The 24,293-nt window shown below is 44.4% G+C and carries 19 protein-coding genes and 1 pseudogene; 15 read left to right on the top strand and 5 right to left on the bottom strand.

Annotated elements, in window-relative coordinates:
• The 6 genes and pseudogenes from QUB06_RS02345 to recG all read left to right on the top strand — a co-directional run.
• Positions 1–698, top strand: a pseudogene (locus QUB06_RS02345) (relaxase/mobilization nuclease domain-containing protein); the annotation flags it as partial.
• 385 nt (positions 699–1,083) lie between these two features.
• On the top strand, positions 1,084–1,422 hold the full coding sequence (locus tag QUB06_RS02340) for a hypothetical protein (protein WP_333147752.1): 339 nt from the start codon (positions 1,084–1,086) through the stop codon (positions 1,420–1,422).
• A gap of 70 nt (positions 1,423–1,492) precedes the next feature.
• Complete coding sequence (locus tag QUB06_RS02335) at positions 1,493–1,777, top strand: GIY-YIG nuclease family protein (RefSeq protein ID WP_333147750.1); 285 nt, start codon at positions 1,493–1,495, stop codon at positions 1,775–1,777.
• Between the two features lie 213 nt (positions 1,778–1,990).
• Positions 1,991–3,073 (top strand): alpha/beta hydrolase, encoded by a 1,083-nt coding sequence (locus tag QUB06_RS02330; protein WP_333147748.1) that lies wholly within the window; start codon positions 1,991–1,993, stop codon positions 3,071–3,073.
• A 6-nt stretch (positions 3,074–3,079) separates the two neighbouring features.
• Positions 3,080–3,265 (top strand): hypothetical protein, encoded by a 186-nt coding sequence (locus tag QUB06_RS02325; RefSeq protein WP_333147746.1) that lies wholly within the window; start codon positions 3,080–3,082, stop codon positions 3,263–3,265.
• 691 nt (positions 3,266–3,956) lie between these two features.
• Complete coding sequence (recG, locus tag QUB06_RS02320; RefSeq protein WP_333147743.1) at positions 3,957–6,050, top strand: ATP-dependent DNA helicase RecG; 2,094 nt, start codon at positions 3,957–3,959, stop codon at positions 6,048–6,050.
• 505 nt (positions 6,051–6,555) lie between these two features.
• On the opposite strand, the gene QUB06_RS02315 is transcribed toward recG, so the two are convergent.
• From QUB06_RS02315 to QUB06_RS02305, 3 genes are all read right to left on the bottom strand, one after another.
• Positions 6,556–6,903 carry a transposase gene (locus tag QUB06_RS02315; RefSeq protein WP_333147741.1) on the bottom strand — a complete coding sequence of 116 codons (348 nt, stop codon included), beginning with the start codon at positions 6,901–6,903 and terminating at the stop codon, positions 6,556–6,558.
• Positions 6,904–6,957: 54 nt separating this feature from the next.
• The gene (locus QUB06_RS02310; protein WP_333147739.1) at positions 6,958–7,368 is read right to left on the bottom strand and encodes a hypothetical protein; all 411 of its coding nucleotides are present in this window, start codon (positions 7,366–7,368) and stop codon (positions 6,958–6,960) included.
• Between the two features lie 73 nt (positions 7,369–7,441).
• Positions 7,442–8,569 carry a hypothetical protein gene (locus QUB06_RS02305; protein ID WP_333148364.1) on the bottom strand — a complete coding sequence of 376 codons (1,128 nt, stop codon included), beginning with the start codon at positions 8,567–8,569 and terminating at the stop codon, positions 7,442–7,444.
• 65 nt (positions 8,570–8,634) lie between these two features.
• On the opposite strand from QUB06_RS02305, the gene QUB06_RS02300 reads away from it, so the two are divergent.
• Positions 8,635–8,808, top strand: a complete 174-nt coding sequence (locus tag QUB06_RS02300) for a hypothetical protein (RefSeq protein WP_015179625.1) — start codon at positions 8,635–8,637, stop codon at positions 8,806–8,808.
• A 2-nt stretch (positions 8,809–8,810) separates the two neighbouring features.
• Positions 8,811–9,434, top strand: coding sequence for a siphovirus Gp157 family protein (locus QUB06_RS02295; RefSeq protein ID WP_333151772.1), 624 nt, complete (start codon positions 8,811–8,813; stop codon positions 9,432–9,434).
• Between the two features lie 244 nt (positions 9,435–9,678).
• On the opposite strand, the gene QUB06_RS02290 is transcribed toward QUB06_RS02295, so the two are convergent.
• The gene (locus QUB06_RS02290; protein ID WP_333257829.1) at positions 9,679–9,903 is read right to left on the bottom strand and encodes a hypothetical protein; all 225 of its coding nucleotides are present in this window, start codon (positions 9,901–9,903) and stop codon (positions 9,679–9,681) included.
• Positions 9,904–10,092: 189 nt separating this feature from the next.
• On the opposite strand from QUB06_RS02290, the gene QUB06_RS02285 reads away from it, so the two are divergent.
• The 3 genes from QUB06_RS02285 to QUB06_RS02275 all read left to right on the top strand — a co-directional run bounded on the left by QUB06_RS02285 (position 10,093) and on the right by QUB06_RS02275 (position 17,204).
• On the top strand, positions 10,093–13,626 hold the full coding sequence (locus tag QUB06_RS02285) for a hypothetical protein (protein WP_333151776.1): 3,534 nt from the start codon (positions 10,093–10,095) through the stop codon (positions 13,624–13,626).
• Positions 13,627–14,047: 421 nt separating this feature from the next.
• The gene (locus QUB06_RS02280) at positions 14,048–16,456 is read left to right on the top strand and encodes a hypothetical protein (protein ID WP_333151778.1); all 2,409 of its coding nucleotides are present in this window, start codon (positions 14,048–14,050) and stop codon (positions 16,454–16,456) included.
• A 136-nt stretch (positions 16,457–16,592) separates the two neighbouring features.
• Positions 16,593–17,204: a hypothetical protein gene (locus tag QUB06_RS02275; protein ID WP_333048761.1), complete on the top strand. Its 612-nt coding sequence runs from the start codon at positions 16,593–16,595 to the stop codon at positions 17,202–17,204.
• 306 nt (positions 17,205–17,510) lie between these two features.
• Here the strand turns inward: QUB06_RS02275 and QUB06_RS02270 are convergent, their stop codons facing one another.
• The gene (locus tag QUB06_RS02270) at positions 17,511–17,969 is read right to left on the bottom strand and encodes a four helix bundle protein (RefSeq protein WP_333151780.1); all 459 of its coding nucleotides are present in this window, start codon (positions 17,967–17,969) and stop codon (positions 17,511–17,513) included.
• An 88-nt stretch (positions 17,970–18,057) separates the two neighbouring features.
• Here QUB06_RS02270 and QUB06_RS02265 point away from each other — a divergent pair, with 88 nt between their 5' ends.
• The 4 genes from QUB06_RS02265 (at position 18,058) to QUB06_RS02250 (ending at position 24,252) form a co-directional block, all read left to right on the top strand.
• Complete coding sequence (locus QUB06_RS02265; protein WP_333151782.1) at positions 18,058–21,261, top strand: hypothetical protein; 3,204 nt, start codon at positions 18,058–18,060, stop codon at positions 21,259–21,261.
• Positions 21,262–21,275: 14 nt separating this feature from the next.
• Complete coding sequence (locus QUB06_RS02260) at positions 21,276–22,271, top strand: hypothetical protein (protein ID WP_333151784.1); 996 nt, start codon at positions 21,276–21,278, stop codon at positions 22,269–22,271.
• Between the two features lie 23 nt (positions 22,272–22,294).
• On the top strand, positions 22,295–23,380 hold the full coding sequence (locus tag QUB06_RS02255; protein ID WP_333147365.1) for a hypothetical protein: 1,086 nt from the start codon (positions 22,295–22,297) through the stop codon (positions 23,378–23,380).
• Between the two features lie 164 nt (positions 23,381–23,544).
• On the top strand, positions 23,545–24,252 hold the full coding sequence (locus QUB06_RS02250; protein ID WP_333151786.1) for a hypothetical protein: 708 nt from the start codon (positions 23,545–23,547) through the stop codon (positions 24,250–24,252).
• Positions 24,253–24,293 lie beyond the last annotated feature (41 nt).

Below are 24,293 nucleotides of genomic sequence, written 5' to 3'. Positions count from 1 at the left end.
CAACAGCAAATGAGTTAGAGTCGTCACAATCTGAGCTAGAAACAACTACACCTGCAATTCCTGCAACAGCAAATGAGCTAGAGTTACAACTGTCAATCCTGCCTGAAAGGAATGAAACTCAGTGGCAAAAAGTGCGATCGCATCTAGCAGTCGAGTACAGTTTACCTTTAGAATTGCTCGATTTATTGCACTCTCATTCTTGGCTGTATGCCGGCTCAGAAAAGGCTGTCTTTACAGGACGGACGCTTGAGGGGGAACCCAGGCTCGCTTTTGTCCTCGATGAAAGAGGCAACTTTACTACAACCCATCCCCTGTCATCTGAAGCTGCTTTCTGGGTAGCCACTACCGGAGAAATTGAGCGAGCTGTAATTGCCTGTAACCCAATCGAAGCCCTTTCACTTTTGCTTATTGAACAGGATAACTCTACAACAGCACCACCCACAATTTACCTAGGAATTGAACGAGCTTCACAACTACCTATACAATTCTTACAAGAACTCGATAGCGTTATTATAGCGATTGCCGAAAATTCTCAGCTCGCTCGAAATGCGATCTCGTTGCTACCGGATGCAGAACTTGTCAATCCACCGTCAAGTTGGAATGATATCTGGATACAATTAATTGAACAAGAACAGCCAACTCATAAACAAAATCACCAACAGCATAAACCGCACACCCAAAACCTCGAACTGGATTAGTTATTGCCACTTAAAAATTTGATTTTTATTAAATAAAAGCGCTAGCTAACAAATTTCCTGGTTGCGACATAAATTACTGGGTAGTTCTGGCATCTCAGGGTTTTGATAACGGTGGGTAAACCGTTTTATCCCCCCAATTATTCTTACCAGGCAGGAATACCAATTACTGATATTGCTACCACTAATTTTGACAGCTTTTTTAACGTATTTATCAACTATTTTGGCGTAACTATTAAGTAAATTGAGGCCGTGCTTGCTCAAATAATTTGTGAGTCAACATGGGTAAAAATAAATTATTTATACATTTTATCGTACTCACTAACATTTACGAAAAAACAAATTTATGAGCGCTGTCGCGCCCAAAAATAAAGCATCGGAAAAAAAAATGGAACTATCGCAAACCTACACCTATTACTTCAATAATTTAACCTGCGTCCACCAAACAGAAAACGAACTGTACATCATGGGCAAGGAAACAACACTTGTACTGAATTTTCAACAAACAAGCTATCAAACGCTCGACAAAATAATCCACGCTCTGCGACTTGTGAGAGACAAAAAAGTCCAAGATCGAAAGTCAATTATTGAACAAGAACTGCTGGCATTAAACTTCCAATTCCCTCTCGAAAGCAACAACGATAGCAACAACGACAGCAACAACGACAGCAGCAATGGTAGCAGCAACGGCAGCCACAAAAACTGCGAGCTAAAAATCGACTGGTAATTCAATTATGCCGGAGAGACAAGTTTGTTTCTCCGGCAGCCAATAGCCAACATTAAAACCACATTCAAAAATGGCAAACACAATAGCAGGATATGTATATCTCCTGCACTTTGAGCAGCCGATATGTCCGACTCGTCCGTCTCAACACTATGTCGGCTGGACTAAAGATTTGGACGAAAGGCTTTATCAGCATAAAAAAGGCAGAGGGGCTAAGTTTTGCGGCGCAGCCCGAGAACGCGGAATAAAATTTGTTCTGGCAGAATGCTGGGTTGCAGACAAAAGTTTTGAGAGAACAATCAAGAGGCAAAAGAACCACAAACGCTTCTGCCCTATTTGCACAAATTTGGTAAACTAAGATAATGCAATGTTTGCAACACTGATGCTTGACCGGAACTGTTTTGTCCTACAAATGCGTGTAGGCGTGAACTATCGTTCTGTATCTTTGACCTACTTAATTCTCTCTCAAATCCTGGCTAGCTGGTTTACAGATTACTGCTACCATACCTCACACTTAGTAGTAACCGCCATATTAGTTTAAGCTGATTAAAAATTAGGAGCAGAAAATCCGATGCTCCCCAAGAATAGCCGCAAAAAGTTACCATTATTGGCAGCGTTCTTAATCTCGCAATTTATCCCTTGGTTCTTGAGTGCGATCGCGCTATTTCTCAGTTTATGGGTCATCGTACCAGCACCCACGCTGTTTCTGTACCCTTTGGCGGTGGGAGCACCAGAAATTAGTCCTTGGTTAGTCGGTATCAATGCGATCGCCCTTCTGCTGAACCGGCCCAGACGACATCAACGCAAAGTCTACATTATTTTACCGATTTGTAACCTGTTCGCCCTAATTCTGAGCCTGCTTCCCCTGATGCAATTCCCAGAAGCCAATGCAGCAATAGCTACCGAAATGCAAGCAGTTCTAGGAACAAACTATTTAGCAACCGTTCCTCAAGCTCTACGCGCGCAGCTACACCCTCAACCGTTTATCCTAGCAGATGCGTTCCGGGGAATTCCGATTAGAGAGGTTAGGATCGATCGGGCTATTGGATTTGCCAACCCTGACGGAGTTTCACTGCAACTAAACCTTTATCGGCCGGTGGAAATTGGCAAATATCCGGCGATTATCACACTCTACGGGGGAGCTTGGCAGAGAGGCAATCCCGATTCCAATGAGGAATTCAGCCGCTACATGGCCGCCCAAGGCTATTGTGTGGTTGCAATTGCTTACCGCCACGCTCCCAAGTATCGATTTCCTGCTCAGCTTGAGGATGTACAAGCCGCTCTTTCCTATATCAAAACTCATGCTGGTGATTGGTCCATCGATCTCGATCGAATTGCTTTGATGGGAAGGTCTGCAGGTGCCCATTTAGCAATGCTAACTGCTTATGATTCTAGTGTGCTTCCAGTTAGAGCAGTGGTGAACTATTACGGGCCAAACGACCTTATTGGGGGATACAATGACCCATCTTTTCCTGATGCGATCGACGTTCGAGCCGTCTTGCGTGCCTTTCTGGGAGGAACCCCAAACGAACTCAATGAGCTTTACCACCGGGCTTCCCCCATTAATTATATTAAACCCAATCTTCCCCCTTGCCTACTGGTTTATGCAGGTCGCGATCATATCGTTCAGGCTAAGTTTGGGCGATCGCTCTAGGAACGATTGCGAGCCACGGGCGATTCCCTACGGGATAGCTTCGCCGCGCGTACTATTTTGCTCGAAATTCCTTGGGCTGAACACGCCTTTGATGCAGTTTTTAATGGCCCTAGCAATCAACTTGCTTTGTATTATACAGAACCTTTTTTGGCTTTGGCTTTGAAATATTCCGATTACCAGCCAATTAAATAAAAATTGAAATTTTACTCATTTATGCTTAAATAAAGGCGCCTCAAACTGTCTTAATTATTGCCATAAATCTCTTCTGTTTAAAATCTTATAAATTCCAAAAACTACGCCAGAAAGGTTTTGTGGCGCTGCTGAATCAAAGTATTATTTTGCCTATACGTAATTAGGGCTGACTGAATAAAAACAGAAGGCAGACCAGATAAGGGTTTCAATCTTTTTGGGCTCGAACAAGTACAAGTTATAAGATAAGCGAGGTTCAAAACCCTTGGACTTTCACAGGGAAGTCTCTGGGTAAATTTGGGAATTAGGCAACGAACCTACTATTTTTCAAGCTGTCTAGTCTCAATACTTCGGACAGTTTTTGAATGAGAGCCTGAAAGTGCCATTCTACCGTTTGTATCCGAGCTTGACGAAAGCCTGAAACCCTCATTATACCGTTAGCGATAGAAAACTGTCCGAAGTGTTGTAGTCTCGTTTATCCACTCTGTACACTTTTTTAGCAAGCCCTAATTATAAGAGTGCTTACCCGTCACGTCAGCGGTGGGCAACTACGGGGTGATTGCCCCTACAAATTTAATACCCAAATTCAGCCACGCCAACCAAAATTTTCCTCCTTGTTGATAGATGGATTAGCCCTCGGGAAATGAGCCGCGTTCGCGGCTAACTCTCAGCCAATTCAAATCCCTTCAAAAATATGGATTTAACTCTCACCTTACAACATTTGTCTGGGATTGCTGTTCCAGAAGCTCAAAAATTAGCAAAACTAGGTCTTCGCACCATTGCAGACCTACTCTACTATTTTCCTAGAGAACATCTCGCCTTCAAACGCACTCGGATTGCTGAGACAAAAACAGGAGATTGCGTAACAATTGCAGGCAAAATTATCAACCACAGTATCTTCGACTGCCGTACTAAACCAGAACTTACATTACAAAAATGGATTGTCTGCGACCAAACCGGCAGAATAGTTTGCACTCAATTTTACAACCACAGCTATTACCAATCGCAACTATGGCGTTCCCACCAAGCCGAACTTTACAAACAAGGTGCTATTGTATTAGTGACAGGAAAAGTCAAACAAGATAGCTATGGTAAAACCATCAGCAACCCAACAGTTAAAGTTGTTAGCTTTGAAGATGCTAAAGCCAGCACGACCTCTATTGTACCAGTTTACCGCTTAACTAAAGGCATAACTAACGAGCTAGTCCGGCATTGTATTCGTACAGCACTTGACTGTGTTGGTTTTATTGAAGACCCGCTGCCACAACGACTTCGCAAACGTTTTGGGTTAATAGCTCTCCAAAAAGCTATCGCACATATTCACTGTCCCCCAGACAGCAATACCCTCGAATCTGCCCGCCACCGCTTAGTGTTCGATGAATTTTTCTACTTGCAATTAAGGCTATTGCAGCACCGATATACCTTGCAACAACAGCCAGGATACTCCCTAAACTCAACAGGAAAACAGCTCAGAAAACTTTACAAGAATTTACCTTTTACCCTAACCAAAGCACAGCAAAGAGTCATTGCCGAAATTCTGTCAGACATGAGCAAACCAACTCCGATGAATCGCTTAGTACAAGGAGATGTCGGTGCCGGCAAAACAGTAGTAGCAGCAGTCGCCATCCTTGCAGCAATTCAATCCGGTTATCAAACAGCACTAATGGCACCGACTGAAGTGTTAGCCTCCCAACACTACCGCAAACTCAGTGAATGGTTTGAGCCGCTGGGATTGTCTGTAACGCTGTTAACAGGCTCCACAACAGCTAAGATTCGTCAAGAAATTGCCAAAGGATTAAACTTGGGGCTTCTTCCCTTGCTAATCGGTACTCACGCACTGATTCAAAATACTGTAAGCTTTAAGAAACTGGGTTTTGTGGCGATCGACGAACAGCATCGATTTGGAGTTCAACAGCGGCTCAAGTTGCAGCAAAAAGGCATTAGCCCTCACATTCTGACAATGACCGCCACACCCATCCCTAGAACTTTAGCCCTGACACTGCACGGCGATTTAGACATCAGCCTGCTGGACGAACTGCCACCGGGGAGAGAGCCAATTCAAACTCAGCTATTTACGAGTAGAACTCGCCACAAAGCTCACGAAATAATTCGACAACAAATCCAACTGGGCTATCAAGCCTACATCATTCTGCCACTTGTCGAAGAATCTGAACGGCTTGACCTCAAAGCCGCCATTGAGGAGCATCGGTACTTGAGGGAAAATATTTTCCGCAATGTCAATATCGGGCTGCTACACGGTCGCATGAATTCCGCCGAGAAAGAAACAGAAATCGCCAACTTTATTGCCCATAAAACTCAAATTCTCGTCTCTACGACGGTTGTTGAAGTCGGAGTTGATGTCCCCAATGCCACAGTCATGTTAATCGAACACGCGGAACGATTTGGCTTGTCACAATTGCACCAACTCAGAGGCAGGGTAGGACGGAGCACGGCACAATCTTACTGCTTGTTGGTAAGCGATTCCAAATCAAATAATTCTAGAGAGCGGCTCAAGATAATGGAAACTTCGCAAGACGGCTTCTTTCTAGCAGAAATGGATTTGAGATTGCGAGGGCCAGGTCAGGTATTAGGAACCCAGCAGGCGGGACTGCCAGAATTTGCCAAGGCTGATTTAATCAACGACCAGGCCATACTAGAGCAAGCTAGGAAAGCAGCACAGTTGGTAGTCGCAAAAGACCCCACTCTGGAAAGGTGGCCCGAACTTTCACAAGAATTGTTCGGGCGACAGCAGGTTAACAAACTCGATGCAGAAGCAGCACTTAACTAATAACCTGTTGTGCATCTAGATTAGACTTGAATTGCCTAAATCTTTGATTAATAGGTTAACCGCAGATTCAAGACAGCTCAACGCAAATAAACGCAGATAATTTCCTGATTGAAGAGCGAATAAATGCAATGCAACTCTATTGTCTATGGTGCAATACGCTTGGGTTAACGCTCTCTAACGAATTCTATCTCTGTTACGATTTTATGGCAATATATGCATCTTTTAAAAGTCAGATTGTTCTTAACCCAAGCATATTGGTCTATGGTGTTCGAGGGAGAGAGGATTTGACAATTTTTGAAGGTCATTGAGCTCTACAATTTAAATGCAGTACAACTTACTAATTGCATAAATAGTTGCAACTGAGTGTTGAGTTTTATGATTCTACTCAACACGCAGTTGCTTGTGCATAAGTTCTGTAGCTACTGCTTTTGCCAGCGAGCATCTACCCCTCGCCCCCGACATTGCAAACGCCCAGCATCTCTCTCCCGGCGCAATAAACGGCGAATTAAATCAATGCCCACTGTCGGACACCTTTCCTGCAACCCTCTAATTGAACTGCGGGTATCCCTTTTTTCCTGGTTTCTTGGCGAAAGCAATTAGCCCAAAAACGTTGGATAGCAAAAATGGCACGTTCGGCAGAAGCCTGACGTGCCATCGAATTAAGCTTACCTGCCCATTCAAACTCTTTTGCCATAATGGCGCATTGTTTGTACAGGTCAACTAACTTAACCCCTTGATTCTCTGTCCAATACCTAAGAGTTTTATTTCGGACAAATTGAGCCGTCCTAATCATCTCGTCAATGACTCGGTATTGCTTCCCTTTGGCTTTCAACTTAAACTCTAATGTTATCATTCAAATATCTTACCGTATTACGAAACACTATGTTTACAAAATGCGTATGTTTAATCATTCTTTACACTTTATAGAAACTAAAGCCGTCCTAGAAGGACGGGGCTTTAAACCCAATTTTTCTGATAAAATAAACCCTGTACTAAAAGGAATGTGGGTATAATTGGTGTGAATTGTAGTTAGCACGTCCCGATAACCCGCAATTTCTTGTTCTGAACTATCGCGCGGCGTTGTTTTTTCAGTTACTAATTTCTTAATCCGTTCTAGCGGCACAGTAATTCCTTCAATGCGGTTAGAAGATTCGGTACTCTGAATAACCGCAGCTTGGCGCAAAGTGCCTAAAACTTGTGGCGCTTGTTGCTTAAATAACTCCTGCTTTCCCTTGTACTCTCCAACTAAGCGAATCGTTTGCAAAAGTCTTTGGTTGAGTTGTTGACTTTCAATGAACCCCTCTTCAAATGACAGCATATCTATTTTATCTCCTTTGTATTAATTATAAACATTTATCGCAGTCAATAACTCGGATATTGCGTGTGCTTAATCAAAACTTTGAAAGCCGATCGCAAGCAGAACCGACACCAAATCCAGGTAAATAAGTAAGGCGATAGTTGCTTTTAGCCATAGCCCTTGCCTCTCTTGTTGTCCAAGGTTTGACGCTCAGCAAATCGGGTTGAGTTTCCAGTTGCTTTAAATAAGAGCGATCGCCCGTTACAAAGGCGATCGCAATCGCCAGGAATTTACAGCAGCTCAAAGGAGCCTGAACCACCTGCTTTTCAGTAAACCTAACCACAATCCAATTCCACTCTAAGAATAATTGATTGCGGCGCATATCCCTGTCAGCATCGCAACAGTGAGTGGGCTTCTTAGATTTGCCAGCATAAGGTTCATCAATCTCGACATCAATTCCGAGTCCAGATGGAGTGTGAATTACAGTAAAATCTGCTGAATAGCTCCTCTGAGATAACGGAATTTTAAACTCTGCTGCTTGGACAACTTCCTCGAAATATTGCTGTAAGTATTGCAAAAAGCGTTGTTCACTCACTCCTTGCCGAGCTTGAGATGTGCCATTAGGACTAACCCGAAGTGACATCAAATCCTTGAGCGCTCGATTTCTGTGATGTAAGTCAATTTTTACACTTTTAAAAACTGTCTGCAACCCTTCTTTTCCTAGCTTAAAACTAGAAAATTCCTGCTGTTGGTTGGATAATATCTCTTGTTGGTATAATATCTCTTGTTGGGATAATCTTTTTTGTTGGGATAATATCTCTTGTTGGGATAACATCTCTTGTTGTTTGTACTCAAGAACTTGCTGCTTATACCTGGATACCAGCTTTTGGCGACAACCAAACACATAACTATAAGCAGCCGCAATTAAACATGAATAAGCAGCTACTACCAACAGCATTTCCCACCACAGCCAACCCCAAGAAATAGCTAATAGCGGAAGTGCGATCGCACCATAGAGCCAAAACACCCAAATTAACCACAGCAACTTGACAGGTAACACCACAGGTGGTTGAGGCGGAGTCAGCAAAACAACAGGTTGCTCGAATTGTTGAGTTTCTTGAAGTTGGGATGAGGTGGCACAACTAGAAGTTGCCTCTGGCAAAGGATATTGATGGCAGAATTGCATTACCACTTTTGGGTAAAAAACTATAGGATAATTCATAACTTTAAATACTCCTTTTTTTAAGAGCGCGGTCGCGCTATTTTTAAGAAAGTTTTTTGAATTGTATGCAAAAAATCACCCAGTCAAACTCACAAAATTTAACTCATTCTCAACCAGTTAGCAAAATTCAAAAGGACAAACAAATCTCTCTTAAATCCGACCCGGAAACAATGGCTGCGCTTACTCAACTCGAAGAACGCCGCGATTATTATCACACCTGCATCAACGGAGGATACTAAGCATGAATTTAGCCACAGCGACGCTTGCTCAAAGTTCAATAACTGCGGCTCAAGTTTGGCATCAACTAGAATCTGCAGAAAGCTCAGAAGAAATCGACCAACTGCTGCAATCCCTTTGGCAAACCCAAGAAACCCAGGAACTCGCTGTTGATGCCCATGCCGACTTAGCCGACCAAATTGATGCCGAAATTGCAGGAATTACAGCGCGAATGCAGTATTTGATAGAACTGCATTCAAGAGCTCTCAACAAACTCCAGGGGTGGAGAGAGCGCTTAGACAAAACCGTTCTCTACTTCAACGAGTGCGGCGTGTTAACTTCCGAAGTTATTGGCAAACACCGCCGCATTACTGTCAAGGAAAATCCGCCTACCTGTGAAGTTTTGATTGACCCATTTCAACTGCCAGAACCCTATCGCCGAGTCGAAACCAAAACCGTAATTTCTGCCGACAAAAAGGCGATTGCAGACGCTTGGAAAAAAGGAATGCCTGTAGATGGCACTAGGGTTTTCCGCAAGCGCAAAGTGGTTTACAGCTTGCTTCCCGGTAACAATTTGCACTCTCTTCAAGCCAACCAGACGCTTGAGAGTCGTTCTTCGGATAAAACGCCGTCCAAAAAACGGCGTTAGCCATCTTTTCAGGTGTCAGGAAGGCCTTGATTTGACACCTGAATTATTAGACATATCCGAATTAGACACCTCCGAATTATACCATTTATGAAAAGTCATGCAACAGTAGCAACAGTAGCAACAGTAGGTTGATTTCGTGAAATAAACCCAACGATGCAGATTGTAGCAAGACTTTTTACAAATGGTATTACAATGTGACACGTTTGTTTTGTAAGAGCGAAGACTTAATTTCGGTCGGTATCTCTTACAAATCAATCCAGTATTGAGGGTTCTCCACTTGTTCTTCGGTGACGTTGAACAACTTTGACACTCTATCTTTAATAACCCCGTCAGCATCAAAACTCAAACCTCCAAACTGCTGACTGTTTTCACCTTCTCCAAAAGCAACGCGAGCAAGTGCATCGCTATCGCTATCAGAGAAATAATCCCGTTGGCTTTCCATAGCCGTAGTTGTGCGAACTACTTTCACTTTTTTTCTCCACATTGGGATTGTCATTCTGATTGTAACACGCTACTTCTTTCTTCTAAACCCCTCCAATTGGAGGGGGTAAATATCACTCAGTAGCAGGAATTTGTGAAGGAACAACCTTGTCAAAATCTGGACTATTACTGTGCGTAAGTCCTAAAAATGTAAAAACTAGGATTCAGGAGCTAATCAATGAGCAGAAGAAAACTTACCCCCGAATATCGCTCCACAGAATGGGTAGCTGGGGAAGGACTAAAAATCCCAGTCTTTGATATGTCCTTGACTGACGGTAGAGCAAAGGGGCGATACCAAGCTGAATCAGAAGTGCTGCGTAACTCCCTGCTTGAACTGCTTTTTGAACCTGAAGAATTAGCATCCCTAAGCATCGTTAAACCAGACCCAAATGATAGCAGCTTCGACCCTCTGAAAAACATCGATTTCGGAGATGGTATTACCAGAAGAGTTGCTTTCAGCTCAGGCAAAAATGTGTACTTTGCAGACATTGAACTCTCAACCAAACTGTTGAGCGTATTCAAAACTCAACCCGACCACGCCTGTCGCTACGGCTCACTGCTAGTTAGCAGTTGCAACCAAGGAGCCAAATTGTTAGATAGCTCCCTTGACGGCGAAACCTTGCGAGTCAAAATTGTTGATTCTCAAAGCGATAACCAGAGTGAAAAAGCGAAAGCTCATAAGTGGAAAACCGGAGACTGTCACGGTAAAATTTCACCGGCACTAGCCCAACAATTAGGAGGGAATTACAACCGACCTTTTCAATTCAGATTTGCCTGGATGCAGGAATGGGGACAAGAAGACTGCCACACTCCAGAAATTAGCTTTCTTGCCAAAGGAACGCTGTTGCCTGATGCTAATTTAACCTCCGACTTGGGTTATGATATCATCATGGATCGCTCCTCTATCAAAGGAGTTGCCGCATTGCAATTAGCTGAACTTATCCCCTGTGGCGACTACGAATTTCCCAAAGCTATACTGGGAAATCGAGGCAACGCCAAAGTAACTGAATACGAAAATTCCTGGCAGTTTTCGATTTGGTATTCCGAAGCAGCTATTGGGGCTGACATCGCGACACCGACCAAAATTGAAGCCCAAAAGCTAGCTGACTTGCAAAATAACCGGCTGCAACTTGCCAAATACTTAGTGGAGCAGCACGACAAAAAAGCTGCTTTTCAATCTAGCCTTCACGAAGACAGCAGCGGATTAGAAGACGAAACAGATGAAAAAGCCCAACGCAACGAATCCCGGCTAATTTCAATTTTGAGGAACGACAAACTCGGTCAACTCCTCGACTTTCCCAAAGTCGTCGATTTCATGCAAGAACAACTGGCTAAAAAGTGGAAAGACTTAGCAATTAAAGGAGCAATTCATCATGGTTCAGCAATGGCTCAACCTTGTGAAAGCCTCAAGCCCGGTACAATTGTTGCCCCCCACTTGCGACACGGCACAGAAGTCATCGTTACCCGATACCCAATTGTCAGTAAAGATAACATCCGCCGCTACACAGTAGACAACAAAAGCCATCGCGCATTAACGCAATACAAAGGGTGCGTTTTCATTCGCTCTGACCAAGCCATGCAGCATCATCAATGTGATTTTGACGGCGATCAATTAGTGATTACGCCTGCTTCCCGAATGCCGAATATCGCATCTGAAACCAGGCACGCTAATCAAGAGAATGAGTACGATGCAGTTGAGAAGCGAGAGAAAGTTGACTACAATAAAGCTACCGATAGTAATGGCGATCGCAAGTATACCAAATTGCGGCAAATTGCCGTAGCGATCGCCCAAAATAAAATCGGCTGGGTTGCTACCTTAATCGGGAGAGTGCAATCGTCAGCAGCAGAACCGGGACAGCCAGAAAGTTTATTCAATCAACAGAAGCGGCAGCTTCTTGGAAAGCTATTTGATGCCCTGCAAATTGAAGTGGACAGTCCCAAAAGTGCTACTCGTACCGAAGACCACCACCCCACCCTGCTGTCCAAGGCTAAGCAGTGGTCAGAACAGCACCCAAGCTACCTATTTGACTACAAAGACGACCCCAGGCTTTACAAAACGGTGCCATTACCTATAGGAGACGGCACCGCTATCAATTGCATTGCTAGGGAGGCTGTTAACCCTGAGTGGGAACCGACTCGTCTAAAAAGCCGTCACCGCGACGAATTTCGCTACTTGTTTGAGTCTCCTTCTGACTTAGATGAGCGAGAAAAATGGGAGAAACATTATGTCAGGTGGGCGCAAGATATTAAGGAACGCTATCGAGAAAGGATGGGCGAAATTCACTTGGAGTGCGGCGGCGATTCTAAGGCAATTAAAGAAGCCGTCAGCAAGTTATACGAGAGCTTAAGAGCCGATGTAACTGAAGCTTGGACTGACCCTGAAGAACGGTTTTTAGCTGCTAGTGCTATGTGGCACGTCGAAACCGCAAATCCCAACTTAGAAGTCCCTCGCAAAGCTTGTAAGGAACTTTCTCGCCAACTGCTGATTGAATTCAACCTTGAACCTGAGTACGAGCGACTCCACGAAGCAATGCCAAAAGACACTTACGTTCTGAGCGTCCCTTTCGAGGAATTTGAACGGGACGGCAGCAATAAGACTGTCAGGGATAAGAAGCGACAGCCAGTTGGCAAAGACTTAGCTGGACATTGGAAAGAATTGTTAGACAGCAAAGGCATTAAATATGAAGCAACTTTGCATCCGAGCCTGCCAATGGTCAATTTTGCCTTAATTGAACCCAGCGATAAACTGGTGGGAATTCTTGAGAAGAAGTTTGGCGGGAATGCCAATGACATCGACAGTTTAGACTTAACCTACCGTGATGGTCTGGGCAGAACCAAAGATGTCAGTTCCCGCATTGTAGCTCCTGCTGATTATACTTGGCTTGAGTCCCAAAACCAAACACCTAAAGCAGCACTGGTTCTCAACCTATTTACGGATGAAATTTGCCAGCAATTGCAAACCTTTCAGTTTGACAGAGCTGAACTGATTGGGCAGAAGTACAATGACTTGAAAGATGTTGACTTTAGCAGTCCCAAATGGAGGCAGAAAACATTGACTTTTGAGGTGGGTTCTGTTAGCGGTAGCGGTTCGAGGCGCGACGGCAGCGCTATTGTCCTCCTTGACGGACAAGAATTAGCTATGTTCTCTGCTAATTCACCTAAATTGCCGATCGGCACTACCTTTGAGGCCACTATTGAACCCTCGCCTAAAGGCAGCGCTCTGATCTTAAACATCAACCCTAGCTCTGTGCAACTAATTGAATCAGTTGAGGAACTTTCAGAAGTCCCGCCAACCTTTTGTCAAGACCGATCGCTATCCGTATCGCCAACTCCTTGTCAAGAGCGATCGCTTGTATCGCCAACCCCTACCCAAAACAAACCACCGTCTCAATCCCAAGACATTGCTGCCAGCCCCGCCTACCTCTCACAATTGCTGAAAGATGCGATTTGTGAAGCATATAACCAAACTGGAGAAACTACAATTCCTGTGGGAAACTGGACAGCTTTTATTAGCAAATCTCGCAACAATGTTAGGTGTTTAGTCAGAGATGAAACTGATAATCCGGTCTTAGCTGCTGACTTGAAAACAGGTCAATTTATTAAGAAGCTTTCGGAAAATAGCAGCGCTCACTTTCTCAAATATCTCTTAAAAGTCGATGCTGAATTAGCAGCCACATCCTCAACAATTAGAGTTGCCGACGCACAACTTTAACGTAATTTCGGAAGTCATATTATGTCCGGTAACTAGACCGTAATTGCAATTCTATTACTTTGCTGTGGCGAATTTACAAATACAGGCTCATGCAAATCATAGAAAAAGCGCAAACCTTTTCAATGCGTGTTGCCTAAATGTGTCTTGCTTGTCGGAGGTCAAAGTCGAATGAGGCAAGAAAAGACACATTCGACTTTGACCCCCCTTGAGGACATTCGTACAACACAGATTGAAGCCTGCGGTGTTATGGGTATTTTGACGGATATGATATGACACTTCTTTTGCTTCCGCTTAATCAATGCCTTCCCCCTCCGATTGGAGGGGGTCACTTTAACTCCCCAAAACCGCACTTTAGAGTGAAGTCACTAGCCATACTGCTCGAATTTCATGGGAAATATCCACTCACGCCGCCACAAAGATTATGGCTACAAAAACAGCATACCGAAGCCGAAGCCAGGGAAACTACATCACCCCTAACACAGCCGAGGGCAAGAAAATCCTCAACTACCTAAGAAATCGCTGCGAGAAAGCTTTAGATTACTGCCTGGAAAACGGACTCACCAGCGTAGAAGATTTTGCCGATGCAATTGAAGAACTAACGGAAGCAGACGGCAAACCTGGCATTAGCGTGGAGGTCAAGCACAACGGACTCGTCCTCAGTTTGAGCGATCGACCCGAGTACGGCTCTACCACAGGAAAGTACATGATGGAGCACTTGGGAGAGCCGGACGACAACCGATTTACTAAAACAGGAATTGAAGCATTACTCGATTCGCCTCGAACTAAAACAAGGTCTAAGAAAGACGATTTACTAGATGAATTGGATGAGGAGCAACCCTCCCCCAAGTCTAAATCTAAAGCTGGAACTAAGTCTAAAAAAGACGATTTACTAGATGAATTAGAGGATGAGCAACCCTCGCGTAGATCGAAATCTCAAACGGCAAACAAGTCTAAAAAAGACGATTTGCTAGATGACTTAGAAGATGATGAACCATCGCACCAATCGAAATCTAAAGCCAATATCAAATCCAAAAAAGATGAAATAGAAAATTCGGAGGACGACGAGCCATCACCCAACTCTCAAACCAAAAGAAGACCCCGAAAAGATGACGTAGAGGAGTTGGAGTCGGAAGAACCACTGGTTAAATCTAAAGCCTTAAGCCGCTCTCCGAGAGATGAGCTAAGTGAGTTAGATGAGTTTGAAGTCAAAAAACCTCAACCTAAAGCTAAGCCTCAAACTAAAAGCCACCTTAAAAACTCTGAGCGAGAAGATTTGGAAGACGAAGAATTATCAGCTAAATCCCAAGCCAAAAGAAAACTTCAGACAGATGAAGCGGTAGAAGTTGCTGAATCCTTAGCACGCACACCTTCAAAAACCCGAACCAGCCAACAGCAACCTCAAGGCAAAAAATCAAACGACCAGAACATCGATAGTATCCTCGATGCTGCTGTACAAGTTAGTGGTAGAACAGCCATTTCTGGAAGTGAGGTAGAAGGTACAACCGTCAGCGGCCTGAGCGGTCAAGTTGCGGTTCTCGCTACTCTGATGGGGAAAAAAGCAGCTTCTCAAATTATAGAAGCTGCTCTTGGGGCTGGAAAAGAGCGCCAAGTTGCCGATATTGTCAAAAGGCTCAAAGCTCAAAGCCAGCGAGCTGACTCGCTGTCGCAGCGGGTTACCAACTTGGCTGAAGCGGATTCAGTTGCAGATGCAACGGTTGAATCCGAAGCTTTACCAATAGCTGAACCGGAGCCAGAACCAGAACAAAACATCTTACCTGAACCGGATGCCGAATTTGTCTCAACACCCGGTATGCTCTTAGCTAAAGCTGTTAGCAAAGTCCACGGAAAAGTTGATAAAATTTCCGGTCGTGTGAGAGACAACAATTCTGAAAAAACGGCTTCTATTAAGATTGACACAGAGGCGAGTTTTGAAGAACAGCTCGTACAAATAAATGAAGCACTCAACCGACTTGAAAAGCGACTCGATACCCTAGAAGAGCGAATAGAAGCTTTAGAGAACAAACTTTCTCTTCAAAAAAGCGAGACAGGCGTTCAAGCTGGCGAGGCAAAATTAGAACCACCCGACAGCTCAACTCCATCCCTCAGCGACCAATTCGTACAAAACGCAACAGAAATAGGTGAAAAAATTTCATTAGAATCAACAATCCTAGCTAGCAACAGCGCTAGCGCTACTGCTAAAAAAATCACTGTGACAGCCCAAAATCTTACTCAGGACGCCCAACTTGCAGCAACACTGGCAAAAATTTACAGCCTAGCTGAAGAAGAAGCAAATGCGGAAGGCATTGCATTAGAAGACGGGGTTGATTTTGGACAAGCCAAACTTTATGTAACAAATTTTGACTCCTCTACCGCTGTCAGCTTAAAAACTAAGGAAGGCGAGGAACTGTTTTCAGCAGTACAGAATAAAACTGGAGAATGGGAAGTTACAAACGACTTCCTAAAACCTGAAGAAAAAGAAGAACTCGACCGCTTAAAGATTTTTCAACAAGCTCTCAACCAAGAACGTCTAGCTGAAATGGTAAAGAGAAGCAATCAAGATGAAGTCAGCTTTACCGATTCCCAAGGCTCGCGCCTCGACTTTGAAGTCGAATTCAGCGATAAATCCAAGTCGAAGGGTACTGTCAAAGGCTTTAACTCTCACAGCGAGATAGTTTTTGAAGCCAGCCTCCAAAAAGGTAATCTTGAGGTACTTCTGTGCGACATTTCACCAGAAGTAGTTGAAAATCTCCTCTCCCAACAGCAACTTGCTCCAAGCCAGAACTCCAACAAGCAGGAAGCGAGAAAAACTGAGACCGAAATGGAAATTTGAAATAACTTTTTTCACTTGCACCCTCCATTTGGAGGGGGTCACTCTCACTGTATAAAATCACCTTTTTTGGCGATTTTGCAGGGATTAGATGCAACTTAAATTAGCATTAAAGCACTAAATTAATCGAGATAGTGACATGGCTACTTACTTAGACCAAACAAGAAATGAACGAAACCGCAACTCATTATCACGCTGGTTAAAACAACAGAAAATCAAACTGGGCGACATTCCATTCCTCGGCATTTGCCTAACCTCACTCATCTACTTCAGCATTCACGACCCGCTCTTAATTGCGACTTTAGGCTGCTCCAGCATTGTATTTTTGAGTTTATGGCATCTCACTAGAGCTATTCCCATTGTAGAGCGATACATTGGCTGCAAAATTCGCTTTTGGCACATTGCCACTGCCATTATCACCTCTACTGCGCTTTGCTCCGTACTCGATTCCCCAGCCAACGCCCTCTTCCTCTCCGGCTTAGAAGAATTTATGCAAGAACTCGCAGAAGGAGCCTCTTCAGCAGGAGGCGAAGCTATTGATACCGAAGTCATCGAACTGATTTTCAACTTAATTCGCGGAGCATTTCTTTTGTTAGTAGCAGCCGCTTCTCTTTTCGCCTACAACCAAGCACAACAAGGTAATGACTGGAGACCAATTGTTACCCAAGTTGCCTTAGCCTTTGCCATTGTAATTGCCGTTGACGTAATAACTTTTCTGTTCGTTGGCAATGGCGGAGGTGGAGGAGCTTAGGGAAGAATGGGAGAGGGGGAGAGGGGGAGAGGGGGAGAGGGGGAGAAGTTTGAAAACTTGCAACAACCCGATAAAAACTAGAGGGCTTCAACATCTAACATATACTCACCCAATTGAATAGAAATGAGGGATTATGTAACTGCCATCTACCTAAAAATTCAAACAGCTTGCTGTTTACTGCACACCTCTAATCTCCCACTCTTTGACTCTTTCACTCTCCCCCTCTTCCCCTCCCCCACTCTCCCCCCCTCTCCTCCTCTCCCTCTCTCCCCCACTCCCCACTCCCCCACTCTCCCACTCTTTCGTTCACCGACTCTTAGTATGGTTTTTTGACACTGGAAGGAGCCACATAGAAGGGTTATTAATCATGTTGACCAGTGTACCCAGTATTTGATTGTAATGTTGATACAGCTCTCTACCAACCTGAACATCCAAGTAATTGCATTTAACAGCGAATTCAATCCAAGTTTGAGTTTCAGCAGCTTCAGCTTCAGAATCACTTAATTTGGATACAAAAGCTCCTTCATAACGCCGTTTACGCCATGCCTCAGACAAATTGGCACAAACAGAACGCGAAGACCGACGAATTTGATCTGTCAATGAATATCGTTCCTCAATAGGAAACTTTTTAGAGAGTTCAAAAATCTGCATAGCCACATCTAATGCAAGCTGATACACTTCTAAATCTCGGTGGGATTGAATTGGTTTTCTGTTCATTTCAAGCTCTAATTTCTTAACTCCGCTTTCTATTATCCCCTCTCCCACTCTCCCACTCTCCCCCTCTCCGAATCTCCCACTCTCCCCCTCTCCCCCTCCCCCACTCTCCCCCTCCTCTTTCCCTCCCCCTATTACCATGCTTAAAGACCCAGATAAAGACTTTATTTCCGTCAACAAAATTCTCGGCAAACAAGCCAGCATCGGCATTATTCCAGCGGAACAGCTAATTCCCTGGATGCTAATCACCGTAATTTCCTACCTCCTCACCAACGGCTTATTCAGCTTAGGAATGCCTTGGTTTTTCATCACTACTTTCTGGCTAATTGTAAGCTGGTGGCTCCTGACAGGTAACAAACCTCACCTTTTTGTAGACAGGTTTAGACCTCCGCCGGGGAATGAGTGGTACAACGGTAATCTTTTATACCTTTCTCCCGTTCCCCAACACCGACCAAACCCGATTCGCCACCGAATCAGCGATTCACAAGTCCGAGTCAAACTTAAACCCAAAGTTGCTCCCACTCAACAAGGAGGTAACAGCCGACTTATGCCCTTCCAAAACTACCAAAACCTCCTGTGTTTAGTCACTATCCAAAAGGATGGTCGAGAAGTTTCTGGTTACTTACTGAATGAAGGCAGTCAATACCAAATTGTATTCGGATTCGAGACGGCTGGCTTTCACAACATTCTCTACCGCCATGAAGTAAACAATGCAGCCACCGCCTTAGAAGAAGGGCTAAAAGACATTCCCCCAGGCGAAAAAATGACCTTTCACACCGGCTGCTACAGCAGCGATTGCCTTCGCCAACAACAGTTAACTGAATTGGCTGACAACTGTCACCTCAAACCCATTTCTGTACTCGTTCGTAACGAACAGAAACGCATTCAAGAACTCAACTTAGCAGGCACCAGACAACTGTGGAACCAAACTATTTTCTGCACTTGGACATTCAACGCTCAATCTGGCTCCAAATCCAACGACCCTCTGAGTAAATTCATCAATGGAATTATCAACACAGCCAACAGCATTGCTGCACAATTTACAGGCAACCAGCGCATCTACTCTGAACGCTTTTACAAACAACTGCTGCTCGACGCTTTCGAGCAAGGCTACATCCGGTGGGAACTCTTGCTAAACACCAAAATTGGACTGGAAATTCAACCCATGAATGCCCAAGCATTGTGGGGATGGCTGTGGCAAAAATTCAACAGCGCACCCGTACCCCCTATTCCCCAACTTCTCACCTTAAAAGAAACCGCGTCCGACTACAAACTAACCGAAACCCTCAACAGTCACAAACACGCCTGCACCATTTTAATTGAAGGTATGAGCGGCCGTTCGAGCTGCCCGGAACACAGAAAAGCTAGCTCACGCATTTTGCTCCCCGGCAGAAACGCAGAATGCGGCGTGCTAACAATGGAAGAGGGCCCCGGCGGCTGGCTCAATACCAGAGAGCAACTGCAATGGCTCTGGAAAATTATGAGCAACAGCTACGTCCGCGATACTGAAGCCGTTGTCGAAATTAGCGCCGCTCCCAACTTTATTATTCAAGACAACTTAGCAAGGCAAGCTAAACAATCTAAAACTGCCAAAAAACGCGCTTTAGAAAAAGGTCAAGGTCGCGATGTAGGAGCAGAAGTCAAACAGGAAGAATCCTTTGAAGCCCAGAAAAAAATGTACAAAGGTGCAAGAGCAATTCACGCTGCTGTCACCTTCTTAGTCTACCGACCAACACCGGAGCAACTAACACACGCTTGCCAAATGCTCTCCCACAGCTTCGGCTCTGCCAAGGTATTAAGAGAGCGCAACATTGCTTGGCAACTGTGGCTAGAAACTTTGCCCATTACTGTAAGCTGGCTGCTGCACAGCAGTTCGCTAATTAACGAACGCCGCCTCACCTTAGACACCGAAACTGTCCCCGGTATTTTGCCCTTAACTGCTGTAAGGGACATCGACTCAAAAGGAGTTGAATTCATTACCAAAGGCGGCAAACCCGTGTACGTTGACCTCATGCACAACCAAACCAGCCGCGCCGTTATTACAGGTGAATCCGGTTGCGGTAAAAGCGTTGTAGGATGGCGATTTGCGGTCGATGCTTTAGCCGCTAATATTCCAGTAGTCGGTATGGACATCTCAGCAGGAAGCGGCAGTACCTTTGAGACCGCAGTGAAACTGTTAGGCGACGACGGTGCGTACTACGACATCACCTCTGGCAGCTCGAATCTACTCGAAATACCCGATTTGAGGCGTTTTGACAGAGAAGAGCGATCGCGCCGACTAGACCAATGGAAAGAGTTTATCAGAAAAGCGCTGACTATTATCAGCATGGGTAAAGTCCGCGACCCAAAATTAGCGCAGCGAGTCGATGCCATTTTGCTGCTAACTCTGAAAAAATTTCTGGAAGACCCAGAAATTATCGAGCGCTACAATACTGCCTTTGAAAAAGGCTGGAAATCTCCCGAATGGCAAGAAATGCCAACCCTCACAAACCTCCTGAAATTCTGCACAAAAGAGCAACTAAATCTGCCAAACTTTACCGACTTCGACCGCATTGCCATCAACCAAATTATCACTCAATGCAACGCATTACTAGCCTCACCTTTAGGGAAAGCAATTGGCAGACCGAGTACATTTTCACCCGAACCCGCTGTTAAGTTTTTTGCCCTTAGCGGTTTGGGTAACGAACAAGACCAGTATTTAATGGCCATTAACGCCCACGCTGCTTGCATCCGCAACGCACTTTCTCACCCTAAAAGCCTATTTATCGGAGACGAACTTTCGATTTTGTTTAAAAAAGATGGATTTGCTGAAGTAGTAGGCGAACTCTGTGCAGTGGGTAGAAAGAATGGCATTTCAGTGCTCTTGCTATCCCAAGATATCGACAGTATTTGCGATTGTAGTGCGGGAACTATGATTATGCAAAACATGGTGTATCGAATTACCGGAAGATTGACATCAAACGGAGCCACTTCTTGGATCAAACGTTTGGCATATCCGGCTGAAATTATTAGCCAAAACGCGACAGAAGCTTTCCTTCCCAGAGCTGCCGACCTTTATTCAAATTGGCTAATTGAAAAAGGAGGTCGTTTCTGGCAAAGCCGATACTATCCAGGCGAAATGATATTAGCAAGTGTGGCTAACAATCAAGCTGAATTGATGGCTCGCGCACGAGTGATGGCTCAATATCCCAATACGTTAAAAGGGCAACTGCTAGCACTCAAACAATTTGCCTCTGAATATGTAGAAGCCGTTAAAGAGGGACGTTCATTAGCCAATATTGGCAAGAATGCAGTCACAGATATCAAGGAACACAAATCTCATCAAGACCTTATTGCTAGCTAGACGGAGAAAAACCGATGAAATCACCGAAATTTCTTGTCAAACTTGCCCTCGGCATTCCTGCAATTTGGCTGAGCTTAATACTAAATTCTGTTGAAGCAAAAGCTCAAACCTCTGACAGCAATCCGACTGCTACACAGCTTCCCACCTCAAACAATCCTAACAGCAGCACTTTCAACCGCTCTAGCTTCACAGTTCCCAATCAACAAATAGAAAGCCAAATCCAACAATCAGCTAATAACTTCTTGAGCAACCCGAAAGAAATAGGAGGTATAGAAAACACAATTAACGGCATAACAGGCGAAATTTCAGATACCATCTCCACCATCTCCGACAGCATCTCAGGCATCTGGGACAATTTGTTAAATAAAGTCGAAGAATTCAGCAGTGAAATAGAGTCAACCCTCTCTTCATTCCTGGGAGAACTGAAAGTTCCAGACCTAAAAGAAGCAGTTAAAAGCATAATGGACGGCAACACCTCCGAAAGTGAAGGGACAAAACTATCCGCTGCTTTAGAGAAGAGACCGCAAGATTCTTACAGCCTCAAAGAGAATACCGCAGAACTCGCAGAAAGAGAAAGTGCTGTCAGTGAAGCCAATAAAGCCACTCTCAGTAAAGAAGCTCAACAAAAGCAAGCTCAGATGAAAGAAATTGTCCAGCAGAACGTAGAGCAAACTAATCGCGAGAGCCAAAATTCAATGGAATTGGGTGCTGATTCCGAAGGTCAAGATGTCACCCAGAACATTATGAGAAACATATCTCAACAAAGTGCGATCGCAGCTAAGCAAGCAGCCTTATCAGCAGAAAATCAAAGTGCCTTAGTCATGCAGGGCCAGCAAGCTCAAATCGATCGCAGTTTTGCCAACATTCTCAATGCTCAACAAGCTGAAGAACTCAACGAAATTAACACAGCCCAGAGACGGCAGGATGCTGCGGCGGCTACCGCTTCTTCTACTCAAGCTGGATTGTTTCAAATGCCGGGAGGCATCGCTCTAGGGGCAAACGAAGACTGAAATCACCGTAAGGAGATACCGCAATGTTTATACAATTTATTGCCCAAACTAGCACAGCAGGACAAGCCCTGGACACTCTATCTGATGCCATAGAAGTCTCTCAAAAAACTGTCGAATCCTGGAATTTAGTTTGGTTTAACACCTTCAATACTCAAGAATCCTCTCTCTGGATTGCCTTAGTCAAACTAGGACTAATTCTGGCGGGAATATCTGTTACTTACCTCGCTGTCACCAGTGGCAAAGAAATCATCGAAAAACAGTCTTGGTCAGAGCTAGTAGCCATGTTTATCTGGCCGCTTGTGATTGTAGTATTTCTCAGTAACAACGGTAAAGTCTTAGCTGAAAGCGTCAAATTCATCAAAGCTGTAGGCAGCACTCAAGTGCAAGAAATTATGAAGATTCAAGTCGGAGAAATGACCTTCAGAACTGCCCTGAGCGACGTTAACCTTACCAGTGCTGGCAAAGAAGAGATTGAAAAACTCTACAGCGAATGTCAGGGCAAAGTTGGATCAGCTTTAGTGGAATGCTGGAACAGCAAAAAACAGCCAGCTCAACAAATCCTTCAGGCAGCGGAACAGCAAAATGGAGGCCCCCTCAAAAGCTTGCAGCGGTTTGTTGAAAACTTAGGCAATGTTGCCAATCTTCAAGATATAGGAAATGGCGATTTTGCAGGACAAGTTTTTAGGTCTACTGTCTTGCCCATCATTCGCTTAATTCTTAGATCAGTACAGTGGGCATTTGTCAATATTTTAGAAGCAGCATTGTTGCTAACAGCTCTATTCGGGCCGATTGCAATGGGCTTGTCGCTGCTGCCGCTGCAAGGAAAACCAATCTGGGCTTGGTTAATAGGGTTTATGTCGTTATTTGGAGTGCAATTGGGCTACAACATCGTCGTTGGCTTAGTCGCTGTAGTGATTGTCAAATCCGATGCAGAGTTAGTTACAGATATCGCCTTTTTATTCTTTTTAGCTGTGTTTTCTCCCATTCTTGCCGTGTTAATAGCCAAGGGTGGAGGAACTGCTTTGTACAGTGCGATCGCCAATAGCACCAAACAGCTTACAGATATTGCCAGTAACGCGATCGGCGTTATTGCCGGAAAACTGATCTAGGGGAAGGGGAAGGAAGCATAGATTTTCGCTTTTTTGAGTTGAATCAAAACTAGCACTAATTAGTAGCGATAAAAGCTAATAATCACTTGTTTTTCCTCCCTCTCTCCACCCTCCCCCACTCTCCAACTCTCCCTCTCCCTTCCCCTTCCCCCTCCAATAAAATCATGAAATTTCCACAATTCCAACCCTTACTCCCTGAATCTAAAAACACCTTAGCCTTGTGCTTTGTCCTGCTAACAAGCTTTGTTTTCCTCCTGACAATTGCTGTTTTAGTGAATACAGTCAGTTTGAGAGCCTTATCTCAAAGAAAAGTTACCTTTGTCCAGTTAAAAGACGGAACCGCAGCACGAATTGCAGAACAAGATGAACTGTACAGAGAGCCGAAAATTATCCAAACTTTCGTATCCAGTTGGGTCAATTTAACCTGGGCTTGGTCAGGCAAAATTCCTGGCACAAATGATCCAGACCCCGGCATTAAAGTTAAAGGCAGTGCCAAAGTTCCTACAACTGCTTGGATGGGTTCGTTGATGATGGAATCAGAGTTTGGTAAAGCTTCCCTTGTCGAACTCGCCCAACTCGTTCCCAACACCATCTATTCAGGAAAAACCCGCTCTGGAGTCTATATCTCTCACATCTCAGAACCGAGAGAAATAAAAAGAGGAGTTTGGGAAATAGATGTAATTGCTACTCGCGTCGTGCTGGAACAAGGCATTGGAGAAAGCCGAGAACAGTTTAATCGAACCTTCACCGTCAAAGCCGTAGAAATTCCCAAATCCCCTCTCAAAGAAAACGCTAATGAATTAGAGAAGACTATTCACTCTTTGAGAGCAGCCGGATTAGAAATTTCCCGAATAGTCGAATTCAAACCATAGAAGAGGAAAGAGACATGGAGAGGGGACGAACCGGCAAGTCG

Origin of the sequence: Microcoleus sp. D2_18a_D3 (assembly GCF_036702455.1) — a bacterium.
GTDB lineage: Bacteria > Cyanobacteriota > Cyanobacteriia > Cyanobacteriales > Microcoleaceae > Microcoleus.
This window is presented reverse-complemented; position numbering and strand designations above follow the sequence as displayed.

Coding starts and splice junctions, on each gene's coding strand:
- QUB06_RS02330 (WP_333147748.1), top strand. CDS start 1,991: ATGCTCCCCAAGAATAGCCGCAAAAAGTTACCATTATTGGCAGCGTTC.
- QUB06_RS02340 (WP_333147752.1), top strand. CDS start 1,084: ATGGAACTATCGCAAACCTACACCTATTACTTCAATAATTTAACCTGC.
- QUB06_RS02280 (WP_333151778.1), top strand. CDS start 14,048: ATGGCTACAAAAACAGCATACCGAAGCCGAAGCCAGGGAAACTACATC.
- QUB06_RS02305 (WP_333148364.1), bottom strand. CDS start 8,569: ATGAATTATCCTATAGTTTTTTACCCAAAAGTGGTAATGCAATTCTGC.
- recG (WP_333147743.1), top strand. CDS start 3,957: ATGGATTTAACTCTCACCTTACAACATTTGTCTGGGATTGCTGTTCCA.
- QUB06_RS02275 (WP_333048761.1), top strand. CDS start 16,593: ATGGCTACTTACTTAGACCAAACAAGAAATGAACGAAACCGCAACTCA.
- QUB06_RS02335 (WP_333147750.1), top strand. CDS start 1,493: ATGGCAAACACAATAGCAGGATATGTATATCTCCTGCACTTTGAGCAG.
- QUB06_RS02250 (WP_333151786.1), top strand. CDS start 23,545: ATGAAATTTCCACAATTCCAACCCTTACTCCCTGAATCTAAAAACACC.
- QUB06_RS02315 (WP_333147741.1), bottom strand. CDS start 6,903: ATGATAACATTAGAGTTTAAGTTGAAAGCCAAAGGGAAGCAATACCGA.
- QUB06_RS02265 (WP_333151782.1), top strand. CDS start 18,058: ATGCTTAAAGACCCAGATAAAGACTTTATTTCCGTCAACAAAATTCTC.
- QUB06_RS02300 (WP_015179625.1), top strand. CDS start 8,635: ATGCAAAAAATCACCCAGTCAAACTCACAAAATTTAACTCATTCTCAA.
- QUB06_RS02255 (WP_333147365.1), top strand. CDS start 22,295: ATGTTTATACAATTTATTGCCCAAACTAGCACAGCAGGACAAGCCCTG.
- QUB06_RS02260 (WP_333151784.1), top strand. CDS start 21,276: ATGAAATCACCGAAATTTCTTGTCAAACTTGCCCTCGGCATTCCTGCA.
- QUB06_RS02285 (WP_333151776.1), top strand. CDS start 10,093: ATGAGCAGAAGAAAACTTACCCCCGAATATCGCTCCACAGAATGGGTA.
- QUB06_RS02310 (WP_333147739.1), bottom strand. CDS start 7,368: ATGCTGTCATTTGAAGAGGGGTTCATTGAAAGTCAACAACTCAACCAA.
- QUB06_RS02295 (WP_333151772.1), top strand. CDS start 8,811: ATGAATTTAGCCACAGCGACGCTTGCTCAAAGTTCAATAACTGCGGCT.